Below are 10102 nucleotides of genomic sequence, written 5' to 3'. Positions count from 1 at the left end.
CCCCCGCAGCTCCGGCCGGTGGACCACCGCCGCGCCGGCCGCCGGCCGGGCCTGCCGCCCGGCGCCGGTGCGCGGGCCGGGCTGACCCGGGCGGGGTCGTCTGCGAGGATGGGCGGGACTCAGACGACGCAGTGGTCGTCTCCGTGGCCCGCGGGCCGGTGGGCGAGGTCGGGCGCCCCACCGGAGTTCGCCGGGCCGTGCGGCGCGCCCGCGCCGCATCGCGGCGACCCGCGTGACCGACACCGCACACCCCGAGGAGCGGACAGATGCCCATCGCGACCCCTGAGGTCTACAACGAGATGCTCGACCGGGCGAAGGCAAACAGGTTCGCCTACCCGGCCATCAACGTCACCTCGACCCAGACGCTGCACGCGGCCCTGCGCGGCTTCGCGGAGGCGGAGAGCGACGGCATCGTCCAGATCTCCACCGGCGGCGCGGAGTTCCTCGGCGGCCAGTACTCCAAGGACATGGTCACCGGCTCGGTCGCGCTGGCCGAGTTCGCGCACGTCGTGGCCGCGAAGTACCCGGTCAACATCGCGCTCCACACCGACCACTGCCCCAAGGGCAAGCTGGACGGCTACGTCCGCCCGCTGCTGGAGGTCTCCCGCGAGCGCGTCGAGCGCGGTCAGCACCCGCTGTTCCAGTCGCACATGTGGGACGGCTCCGCCGAGACCCTCGCCGACAACCTGGAGATCGGACGCGAGCTGCTGACGCTGGCCGCCGCCGCCAAGATCATCCTTGAGGTCGAGATCACCCCGACCGGTGGCGAGGAGGACGGCGTCACCCACGAGATCAACGACGAGCTGTACACCACCGTCGACGACGCGCTGCGCACCGCTGAGGCGCTCGGCCTCGGCGAGCACGGCCGCTACCTGCTCGCGGCCTCCTTCGGCAACGTGCACGGCGTGTACAAGCCCGGCAACGTCGTGCTCCGCCCCGAGCTGCTGAAGGACCTCCAGGAGGGCGTCGGCGCCAAGTACGGCAAGCAGGAGCCGTTCGACTTCGTCTTCCACGGCGGCTCGGGCTCCACCCCCGAGGAGATCGCCACCTCGCTGGAGAACGGCGTCGTGAAGATGAACCTCGACACCGACACCCAGTACGCCTTCACCCGCCCCGTCGCCGACCACATGCTCCGCAACTACGCGGGCGTGCTGAAGGTCGACGGCGAGGTCGGCGACAAGAAGACGTACGACCCCCGCAGCTGGGGCAAGCTGGCCGAGGGCTCGATGGCCGAGCGCGTCACCCGCGCCTGCGCCGACCTGCGCTCCACCGGCACCCGCCTGAAGTGATCCACCGCGGGCGCCCCCGGCGCCCGTGACGGCCGTACCCGACGGGCCGGGGAGCGACACCGCTCCCCGGCCCGTCCGGCTGCCGCCCCCGGCAGGCGCACCGCGCCTCGGCCGCGCCGCCGGGCTGCCGCGGTGCCGCCCGGCCGGGACCGGTCCGTGCGCTCCGGCGGACCAGGCAGACTGGAACCATGTCCACGTACGAGAACCTGCTCGGGGGACCTCCCCCGACCCACCTGCCCGACGACCCGGAGCCGCGCGAGGCACTCGCCGGCGGCACCGAGCCCTCCGACGTGGCGGCCCGCTTCCCCGCGTCCTCGCTGGCCTGGGCCCAGCTCGCCGACGACGCCTTCGAGTCCGGCGACCCCGTGGCCTCCTACGCCTACGCGCGCACCGGCTACCACCGCGGTCTGGACTCGCTGCGCCGCAGCGGCTGGAAGGGCCACGGCCCGGTGCCGTGGGAGCACGAGCCCAACCGCGGCTTCCTCCGCGCGCTGCACGCCCTCGCCCGCGCCGCCCAGGCCATCGGCGAGACCGAGGAGCACGAGCGCTGCCGGACGTTCCTCAAGGACAGCTCGCCCGTCGCCGCGGAGACCCTCTCCGCCACCGACTGAGCCCCGCCCCGCGCCGCCGCGGCGCGGGACCCGGCCCCCTCGCGGCGCCCGCCCTCCGGCGGGCCCCGTTCCCGTTCCCGGGTCCGCTCCCGGGTCCGCTCCTGCTGTGCCGCTGTGCCGCTGTGCCGGCCCGCGCCGGCTGCGCCGTTGCCCCGTTCGGGCCTGTCGGCGGGGGAGGCTCCGCGGTCCGCCGCCGCGCGCCGCACGCCGGGACGCGCCCCCGCCCCCACCTGCCGTGTCGCCTCCGTCACGCCGCCGCGAGGTGGCCGGTGCCGCCCTTGCCGATTCCGCGTGCGCCCCCGATGATGCCAACAGGCCCCGCCGCGCGGCAGCGTCCCGCGAGCGGAGGTCTGAGGGGACCGGGGCTCCCACACCGGAAGGAAGGGGCGGACCGCTACCCGGAGGCAAGACGTCACGGAGACAGCGATGTCGCACCAGTCCGCGCCCGCGGTCGGCGAAACCGACCTGCCCAATCTCGACTTCCAGGGCACCACGCCCTACGAGGACTACGTCCAGGCGGACGTCCTCACCCACCTTCAGCACCTCCGCTCCGACGACCCGGGCGAGATGGTGTTCCTGGTGACCACCCAGGTTATGGAGTTGTGGTTCACCGTCATCGTCCACGAGTGGGAGACCGCCTCCGCCGCGCTGCGCGGCGACGACATCCCCGGCGCCCTGGTGGCGCTGCGCCGCTCCTGCTGGGAGCTGGAGGCGCTCAACGCCTCCTGGAAGCCGATCGCGCACCTCACGCCCGCCCAGTTCAACGCCTACCGCTCCGCGCTCGGCGAGGGCTCCGGCTTCCAGTCGGCGATGTACCGGCGCATGGAGTTCCTCCTCGGCGAGAAGTCCGCGTCGATGCTGGTGCCCCACCGGGGCGCGCCGCGGGTCCACGCCGAGCTGGAGAAGGCGCTGGCGGAGCCGAGCCTCTACGACGAGGCGCTGCGGCTGCTGCACCGCCGCGGCCTCGCCGTCCCGGCCGCCGTCCTCGACCGGGAGCCCACCGCCCGCCACGAGCCCCACCCGGAGCTGGAGGCCGTCTGGGCCGAGGTGTACCGCGGTGACCAGGAGAGCGAGCTGGTCCGGCTCGGCGAGGGGCTGACCGAGGTCGGCGAGCTGGTCTGGCGCTGGCGCAACGACCACCTGGTCGCGACCCGTCGCGCCATGGGCTCCAAGGTCGGCACCGGCGGCTCCGCCGGCGTCGCCTGGCTGGAGAAGCGTGCCCGCAAGAACGTGTTCCCCGAACTCTGGACGGCCCGAAGCCATGTCTGAGACCACCCCCGGCGGGGCCCGCACCGCGGGTCCCGCTGCCCCCACCGCTGCCCCCACCGCTGCCCCGACCGCTGCCCCGACCGCCGATCCGGCGGCGACCGGTGCGGGCGTCCCGCCGTCGGGACTCGCCGCGCGCGCCGCGGCCCTCGACGCGGCCGACCCGCTCGCGGACCTCCGGAAGGCGTTCGTCCTGGACGACACCGTCTACCTGGACGGCAACTCCCTCGGCGCCCTTCCCGCGGCCGTGCCCGGCCGGCTGGCCGAGGTCGTCGCCCGCGAATGGGGCGAGCTGCGCATCCGCTCCTGGACCGAGTCCGGCTGGTGGACGGCCCCGGAACGGGTCGGCGACCGGATCGCACCGCTGATCGGCGCCGCGCCGGGCCAGGTCGTCGTCGGCGACTCCACCAGCGTCAACATCTTCAAGGCGCTGATCGCCGCGGTGCGGATCGCGGACGGCCGTGAGGCCGCCGGCGACGCACCCGCGCGTGACGAGATCCTCGTCGACGCGGCGACCTTCCCCACCGACGGCTACATCGCCGCCTCCGCCGCCCGCATGACCGGCCGCACCGTCCGACCTGTCCCCATGGGTGAGTTGGCCGAACAGGTCGGGCCCCGCACCGCGGTGGTGCTCGCCAACCACGTGGACTACCGCACCGGTGAGCTGCACGACCTCCCCGGGATCACGGCCGCCGCGCACGCCGCCGGCGCGCTCACCGTCTGGGACCTCTGCCACAGTGCCGGAGCCCTGCCGGTGCGACTGGACGCCGACGGCGCGGACCTCGCGGTCGGCTGCGGGTACAAGTACCTCAACGGCGGTCCGGGCGCCCCGGCGTTCCTCTACGTGCGGTCCCACCACCAGGCGGCCTTCGACTCCCCGCTGCCCGGCTGGAACTCCCACGCCGAGCCGTTCGCGATGGCCGACCGCTACACCCCGGCCGAGGGCGCGGTGCGCGGCCGGGTCGGCACCCCCGACATCCTGTCGATGCTGGCGCTGGAGACCGCGCTGGAGGTGTGGGACGGCGTCGATCTCGGGCAGGTCCGGGAGAAGAGCCTGGCGCTGACCGACTTCTTCCTCGCGTGTGTGGCGGAGCTGGTCCCGGCAGGTCGTGTCGCCTCCCTGACCCCCGCCGAGCCGGAGCGGCGCGGCAGCCAGGTCGCGCTGCACTGCCCGGGGGCGGAGCGGGTGATGGGGGAGCTGATCCGCCGCGGCGTGGTCGGGGACTTCCGCCGTCCCGACGTGCTGCGGTTCGGCTTCACACCGCTGTACACCTCCTACGGCGACGCGCTGCGCGCCGCCGAGGTCCTGGCCGAGGTCCTGGCCGAGGAGCCGGCGGGGCCGCCCGCCGGGGCCTGACCGGGCCGAGCCTCCGGCGCGCCCGCCCCGGCGGGTGCGCCGGACGCCGCGCCGCCCGGGGGAGCGGCTCGGCGCGGCCGGGCGGAATGTGGTGCCATGGGGCGGGTGCACCCGGTGTGTCCACAGCTGTGGACACACCGGGGCGAGTACATCCGGGGCGGGAACATCCGGGCTCAGAACGTCGGGACGACGGAAGGGGAGTCGCGTGAGCGGCGAGGCACCGACGGCGGACGGCGCCGGGGACGGGCCGCCCAGGGCCGTCGAGAGCGGCCAGGACGCCGCCGAGATGCGGGAGTTGCTGCGGCTGACGGCCAAGCAGCCGGACCGCACCGAGCAGTACGGCGACCACCCCGACCAACGCGTCGACCACTACGGCGAGGCCGGTGACGGCCCGCTGCTGGTCCTGCTGCACGGCGGGTTCTGGCGCGGCACCTACGACCGGCGGCACCTCTCGCCGTTCGCCGCCGCCCTGGCGGGCCACGGCATGCCCGTCGCCCTCGTCGAGTACCGCCGGGGCGACGCCGGCCACGCGGCGACCTTCGACGACGTGCGGGAGGTGCTGACCCGGCTGCCCGGCCCGCTGGTGCTGGCCGGGCACTCCGCCGGCGGCCACCTCGCCCTGTGGGCCGCGTCCCGACTGCCCCAGCTGCTGCACCACACGGTCGCGGTGAACGCCGTCACCGACCTGTCGGACGCCGTCGCCCGCGACCTCGGCTCCGGCGCGGTACGGGAGTTCCTCGGCGACGACTGGCGCGGGCTCCTCGCCGAGACCGACCCGATGACCATGCCGCCGCCGCAGGGGCCGGTCACCCTGGTGCACGGCACCGCCGACGGCCAGGTGCCGATGGAACAGGCCGTCGCCTACGCGGACCGGCACCCCGCGCAGCTCCTGCGGCTGCCCGGGGTCGGCCACTACGCGCCGTTCCTGCCGGAGACCCCGGCGTTCACCACGCTGGCGCTCGCCCTCCGGAACCTGCTGGCGGAAGCCCGGCCGGCTCGCTGAACTACGCCCCGTCCGGGGCGCCGAACACCTCACCGGGCGCGAACTCCGGTACGAACGGCTCCACCTGGTCACCGAGGCCGCTGCCGGGCCCGGTGTCGAACCCGTCGCCGGACCAGTCCCCGGGCCCGCTGCCCGCGGCAGCGTCCCACTCGTTGACCGCGCCGAACCCGTCCGGTGCCTCGAAGGCGTCCGGCAGGGCGCCGCCGAACGGGTCGGCCGGCGAGCCGGAGGCCCCCGTCCATCGGGAGGCGTCGAACCCCGGCAGGTCGGACAGCGAGCGCACGCCGTCCAGCGTCTCCAGGAGCCCGACCCCGCTGAAGCTGGTCGGGTCTGCGGCGCCGGGCCCGGCCGGCGCGTGGTCGCCGCGCTCGCCCTCCGGCACGAACGGGTAGTACGGGAACTCCGGGTCGCCACCGGGCCGGCCGGCGTTGCCCTGGCCGGCGTCGCCGGGCGCCGGGGTGTCCGCCCCCTCGGCGCCGTCGGTACCGAACCCCTCCGCACCGTCGGTGCCGAATCCGTCGCCGTCCGCCCCCGCCGTGCCGTCACCGAGCCGGGCGTAGGCGACGATGTTGGCGTCGTACCCGCCGTCCGCCGTCCATCGGCCGCCGCAGGTGATCAGCCGCAGCTGGGCGTCGTCCGTCGCGCCGTACACGCGGTCGTTCGGGAAGTCCTGCTTCGGGTACTGCTCCACCGCCTCCACGGTGAAGACCGCCGTCGTGCCGTCCTCCCGGTCCACCTCGATACGGCCACCGGGCTCCAGCATCCCCAGGCCGGCGAAGGCCGCGGGCCCGGTCATGGTGTCCAGGTGCCCGACGATCAGCGAGGCCCCGTTCTCGCCGGGGCTGACACCGCCCGCGTACCAGGCGGCGCGCATCGCGTCCTCCTCGGCCGGGGTCGGCGGGCCGCCGTCCGGGTCCAGGTCGGCGCCGAAGACCTCCACGTCGATCCCGATGTGCGGCACCCGGATGCGGGTGGGTTCCGACCTGGCCAGCGCCTCACCGGAACCCTCGGCGGCGGGCCCCGGGGCGGGGGCCTGCACGCCGGCGGCGGCGTGCGTCTCGTCCCCGTGCCGCTCGCTGCCCGGAGCCATCGCCCCCACCAGCAGACACAGCATCACGGAGCCGACGACCGCCGCGCCCTCCATCCGGCGGCTGCGCGGGGCCAACCGCTGCGGCCGGGTCCGGTTGCGGTCCTGCTCCGTGTCGTACGACCCGCCGGCCGCCCAGCGGGCCGCCGCGCGGCACTGCTGCCACGGGAACCGGCGCAGCGTCCGGACCCCGCGGCCGGGGAGCGCCGCGACCCGGCGCACCGGCGCGGGGACCCGGACCCGCCGCCGGGCGGCGTGCTTGGCACGGCCCGTCGGTGTCGGTCTCGTTGTCGCCGTCGTCGGCGTTGTCGCCGTTGTCGGCGTCGCGGGCGCCGTCCTCGGCCCGGAACCCGCCGGTCTCGTGGTCGGTCTCGGCTTCGGCCGGGCCGGGGCTCGGCAGGTCGAGGTGGGACGCGGCCGCCTGGTCGTCCGCAGTCGGGAGGCCCGCTTCCGGTACCTGTCCGGGCTCTTCAGCGCCGTCGGAAGCGCCGTCCGGCAGTTCGTCCGTCCCCCTCAGGTGGTCGGCGTCCGACGGCTCGCCCGCGGGCGGAGCGTGCGGACCCGGCTCCACCGCGCCCGATTCACCGTGCGGCGCATCGGCTGCGTCCGGCACTCGGTCCACGTGCGGCCCGACCGCCTCGCCGCCCGTGGTGCGGACGGCGTCGCCATCGCCGGCGGACGGGTCCGCCGGCTGCTGCCCGGCGGGCGCAGGAGCCCCCGCCATCCGGGAGGTGACCCGGGTGACCAGCGGGAAGGCTCCCATCGGGAGCGGCATGGGCGTCGGCCCGGTACCCCACGGCTGGGCGATCGGAGCGGCTGGGGCCCCCGACGAGGTCCCGGGACCGTCCGCGGCCTCGCCGCCAGGCACCAGCGGCGGGGCGGACGGCACCGGCGGCACCACCATCGCGGTGCCGTTCCGGTGGACGGCGTCGAGGTGGGCGGTGCCGCCGGTGCCCGGGGCATCGGCAGAGACGGCGCAACCGCTGCCGGTCGCCGCGAAGTTGACGGACTCGGCAGCTGGAACCGGCGCGGTCGTCGGCGTCGGCTCCGCTGAATCCGCGTCGTCCGGCGGCCCGGCGAGAGCGGCCTCGACCACCGCCGCCGACTCCGGAAGGTCGAACAGCGCGAGCTGCGGCGGCTCCGCGCCGGCAGCGCAGGGCTCCGCCGCCGGGGTCGGCGAACCGCCGGCCGCCGCCACGGGCAGCGGGGACGGGGCGGCGGTCACCACGGCGGGTCTGGCGGGCTGGGTGACCGACGCGGCCGGTTCGTCCGCGTCCGCAGCACGGACTCCCGGCTCCGCCACGGCCGCCACCTCGGAGAGGGTCGGCAGCGCGAAGACCACGCCGAACGCGGGCCGGGCGGCCGAGCAGCCCGGCACGGCCGGGAATGCCGGCACGGCGAAGACGACGCCCGGCGCGGGCGCCGCAGGCGAGGTGCCCGGCCTCGGACCGGCCGCAGCCGTCGAGGGCGCGTCCGTGAGCGGCGGGAAGGGCGGGAGCTCGAAGACGGTGGCAGCCGCAGGGCGCGCCGCGGACGTCCCCGGCAGCTGCGGGAAACCCGGGGGCGGAAAGACACGGCCGGGCGCGGGCGCCCCGGCGGATCGCCCGAGATGAACCACGGGCGGAACGGCCGGGGGCGCCGGAACCATGAAGACGGCCCCCGGAGCCGGGGCAGCGGCAGAGGTACCGGGGGACGGCGCCGCCACCCGGTTGTCCGCCCCGGGCGCGGCCTCCGCCTCGGACCGGTGCTCGGCCGTTGCCGCCTCCGCATCGGCGGCCTCGGGCTGGAACTCGGCGTCGGCCTCGGTGTCTGCGTCGGTGTCTGCGTTGGTGGCGGGGGTCTTGGCGTGTTCGGCGTCGAGGGTGCGGCTGGCTGTGGCGCCGACGGGGTGGAGCGTGGTGTGGAAGAAGGTGGTGCCGGGGGCGGGCGCGGCCGGTGAGGTGCCTTCGGCGGGCTCCGCCGTGCTGTCGGCGTCCGCAGCCTCCACCTCGGGGTGTGGCTCGGGCTCGGTGTCCGGTGCGGTGGCGGCGGTCTTGGCGTGTTCGGCGTCGAGGGTGCGGCTGGCTGTGGCGCCGACGGGGTGGAGCGTGGTGCGGAGGGAGGTGGTGCCGGGGGCGGGCGCGGCCGGCGAGGTGCCTTCGGCGGGCTCCGCCGCACTGTCGGCGTCCGCAGCCTCCACCTCGGGGTGTGGCTCGGGCTCGGTGTCCGGTGCGGTGGCGGCGGTCTTGGCCTGTTCGGCGTCGAGGGTGCGGCTGGCTGTGGCGCCGACCGGATGGGGCGCGGTGCGGACGGTGGCCGGCTGCGCCGGAGCGTCGTCGTCGGGGTCTGCGGCGGGGGCGCCGGCCGGGCCAGGGCCCTCGCCTTCGGCTGCTTCCGCCGCCTGGCTCCTGTCGTCCGCCTCTTCCGCCCCTTCCGCCCCTTCCGCCCCTTCCGCAACGTCTGCCGTCGGGAAGGAGACGGCAGCCGGGGCCGGCTCGCCCCGCTCGCCCGGCCGCGGGGCCGAGGGTGCGCCGGCGCCGCTGTGCGGCTCCGGGTCCGCTGCGGCGGGCTGCTGCACGGGCGGCGCGACGGGCGCCTTCGGCGCTGCGGGTGAGGCCGGGGCGTCGGCGGACTCCGTGGTGGCGAGTTCGTCCGTGGGCTGGTCCACAGCCGTGGCCACCGTGCGGGGTGCGTGGGTGCGGCGGGCGGACGAGTCCGCGTACCGGGACGGGTCGTTGTCGGGGCTGTCGCCGCTGGTGGACAGCAGCGAACGCAGCCGGCCGCGCAGCCGCGAACGGCGCTCGCCCCCGGCCCGAAGCTCCGACGCGTCCTCTCGCTCGGGCGCCGACTGCGACTCCGACGTCCCGTCGGCGTCGGTGTGCCCGTCGGTGTCGGTGTGCCCGTCGGTGTCGGTGCCCGGGGAGGGTCCCTCCGACACGGACGCGGTCCTGCGGCTCGCTGCTGCGTCGTCGGCCCGGTCGCTGTCCGCCTCGGTGGTGCCGGAGTCGGCCGCGTCGCTCGTGCCGGTGCTGCCGGTGCTGCCGGTGTCCGCAGGGGCGTCGCCCCGCACGAGCGGGTCGGTCGTGGTGTCCGGCTCGCCGGCGGCACGTCGTCGCTCGGCAGCCGTGGTCGCCGCGTCGCCGTCGCCGTTGGAGGCGGGTTCGGCCGGCTCCGCCGCTGCCGCGCTCTCCGGGGCGGTGGTCTCGCCGGCCTCGCCGGTCTCGTCGGAGTCCGTGGTGGGGCCGTGCCGGAGGGCGGTGGCCCCGTGCGCGGCGCGCGCCGTCCGGAGGCCCGCTGTCCGAACGGCGGCTGTGCCCTCGCTGTTCGCGGCGTCGCCGGTCGCCGCGGAGTGGTCCGTCTCCGCAGCGACGTCGGCCTCTGCGACCTGCGTCGCGTCGTCGGCCTGCGCGGTCGCGGCGGTGGTGCGGTCGTCGTCGGCAGGGGGATCGGCCGAGCCCGGCCCGGCGGCTGCCGGGCCCGGCGCGGCGGGTGCGGTCGCGGGGTGCCGCC

6 protein-coding genes and 1 pseudogene are annotated in these 10102 nt (G+C 76.7%); 5 read left to right on the top strand and 2 right to left on the bottom strand.

Annotated elements, in window-relative coordinates:
* The first annotated feature begins 266 nt into the window (after positions 1-266).
* The 5 genes from fbaA to HCN56_RS19685 all read left to right on the top strand — a co-directional run bounded on the left by fbaA (position 267) and on the right by HCN56_RS19685 (position 5526).
* Positions 267-1289: a class II fructose-bisphosphate aldolase gene (fbaA, locus tag HCN56_RS19705; RefSeq protein WP_167973023.1), complete on the top strand. Its 1023-nt coding sequence runs from the start codon at positions 267-269 to the stop codon at positions 1287-1289.
* 188 nt (positions 1290-1477) lie between these two features.
* A complete protein-coding gene (locus tag HCN56_RS19700) occupies positions 1478-1900 on the top strand; it encodes a DUF3151 domain-containing protein (RefSeq protein ID WP_167973021.1) in 423 nt (140 codons plus the stop codon).
* 426 nt (positions 1901-2326) lie between these two features.
* Entirely contained in the window at positions 2327-3169 is an 843-nt protein-coding gene (locus HCN56_RS19695; protein ID WP_167973019.1) for a tryptophan 2,3-dioxygenase family protein, read from the top strand.
* The gene (kynU, locus tag HCN56_RS19690; RefSeq protein WP_167973018.1) at positions 3162-4523 is read left to right on the top strand and encodes a kynureninase; all 1362 of its coding nucleotides are present in this window, start codon (positions 3162-3164) and stop codon (positions 4521-4523) included. Before HCN56_RS19695 ends, kynU begins: the two co-directional genes overlap by 8 nt.
* A gap of 205 nt (positions 4524-4728) precedes the next feature.
* Positions 4729-5526, top strand: coding sequence for an alpha/beta hydrolase family protein (locus tag HCN56_RS19685; RefSeq protein WP_312871307.1), 798 nt, complete (start codon positions 4729-4731; stop codon positions 5524-5526).
* A gap of 1 nt (position 5527) precedes the next feature.
* Here the strand turns inward: HCN56_RS19685 and HCN56_RS19680 are convergent, their stop codons facing one another.
* Together HCN56_RS19680 and HCN56_RS19675 are read right to left on the bottom strand one after the other, a co-directional pair.
* On the bottom strand, positions 5528-6616 hold the full coding sequence (locus HCN56_RS19680) for a class F sortase (protein WP_167973016.1): 1089 nt from the start codon (positions 6614-6616) through the stop codon (positions 5528-5530).
* Positions 6522-10102, bottom strand: a pseudogene (locus tag HCN56_RS19675) (hypothetical protein); the annotation flags it as partial. The pseudogene HCN56_RS19675 and the gene HCN56_RS19680, both read right to left, overlap by 95 nt.

It is taken from the genome of Streptomyces lonarensis, assembly GCF_012033735.1.
Lineage (GTDB): Bacteria > Actinomycetota > Actinomycetes > Streptomycetales > Streptomycetaceae > Streptomyces > Streptomyces lonarensis.
This window is presented reverse-complemented; position numbering and strand designations above follow the sequence as displayed.

Excerpts from the sequence above, each read along its gene's own strand:
- fbaA (WP_167973023.1), top strand. The coding sequence starts at position 267 with ATGCCCATCGCGACCCCTGAGGTCTACAACGAGATGCTCGACCGGGCG.
- HCN56_RS19700 (WP_167973021.1), top strand. The coding sequence starts at position 1,478 with ATGTCCACGTACGAGAACCTGCTCGGGGGACCTCCCCCGACCCACCTG.
- HCN56_RS19695 (WP_167973019.1), top strand. The coding sequence starts at position 2,327 with ATGTCGCACCAGTCCGCGCCCGCGGTCGGCGAAACCGACCTGCCCAAT.
- kynU (WP_167973018.1), top strand. The coding sequence starts at position 3,162 with ATGTCTGAGACCACCCCCGGCGGGGCCCGCACCGCGGGTCCCGCTGCC.
- HCN56_RS19680 (WP_167973016.1), bottom strand. The coding sequence starts at position 6,616 with ATGGCTCCGGGCAGCGAGCGGCACGGGGACGAGACGCACGCCGCCGCC.